This is a genomic window from Nocardiopsis prasina DSM 43845, from assembly GCF_000341265.1.
Classification (GTDB): Bacteria; Actinomycetota; Actinomycetes; order Streptosporangiales; family Streptosporangiaceae; genus Nocardiopsis; species Nocardiopsis prasina.
On the sequence record NZ_ANAE01000229.1, the window covers coordinates 1 to 923 of the forward strand.

At 72.3% G+C, this 923-nt stretch carries 1 protein-coding gene; it reads left to right on the plus strand.

The window, feature by feature from the left end; all coding sequences use genetic code 11:
* Window positions 1-120: 120 nt before the first annotated feature.
* The coding region (locus tag D452_RS0127050; protein WP_040695034.1) for an IS5 family transposase at window positions 121-923 on the plus strand (803 nt) is incomplete at its 3' end.

Consider the following 923-nt stretch of genomic DNA (forward strand, 5'->3'; position numbering starts at 1 on the left):
CTAGGCCCTGTTTAAGAAGCCCTGGTTGATCGGGCTTGCCCGGCATGTCGGGACTGCGCACAAGCGAGGTCTCCGGTAAATGGAGCAACGACCAAGCAGCCCATCTACACGGAGACCTCGGTGGCCAGGGTACCGATCGGAGGACGTAAAGACCTGACCGACAAGCAGTGGCGGGCCCTGAAACCGCTGCTGCCCCCGCGACCCGCAGGCGGGAGGCCGCCGACATGGACGCGGCGCCAACTGCTGGACGGCATCCGCTGGCGCACCCGCGCCGGTGTGCCCTGGCGCGACGTGCCCGAACGCTACGGCCATTGGCAGTCGGTCTACCATCTGCTGCGGAGCTGGCAGCGCGCCGGGATCTGGGCGCTGATCGCGGCCAAGCTGCGGGCCTGGACCGATGCCGCCGGGCTCATCGGCTGGACGGTCGCGGTCGACTCCACCACCTGCCGTGCCCACCCCCACGCCGCCGGGGCGCGCCGCCGTCCCGGCCGCCAGGCCGAGCCGCCCGGCGACGAACCCGGCGACCACGCGCTGGGGCGTTCGCGCGGCGGGTTCTCCACCAAGCTCCACCTGGCCGGAGAGCAGCACCGCAAACCGCTGTCGGTGGTATTGACGGCGGGCCAGCGCGGTGACAGCCCGAAGTTCGCGCGGGTTCTGGAGCGCATCCGTGTGGCCCGCTCCGGGCCGGGGCGCCCGCGTATTCGGCCCGAGCGGGTGTTGGCCGACAAGGCCTACTCCTCGCGGGCCAACCGGGCCTACCTGCGGCGGCGCAAGATCCCGGCGACCATCGCCGAGCCCCGCGACCAGCGGTGCCATCGCAAGGCGAAGGGGTCGGCGGGCGGCCGGCCGCCGAGGGTGGACCGACAGGCGTATAAGCAGCGCCACGTGGTGGAGTGCGGGATCGGGCGGCTCAAGCAGTTCCG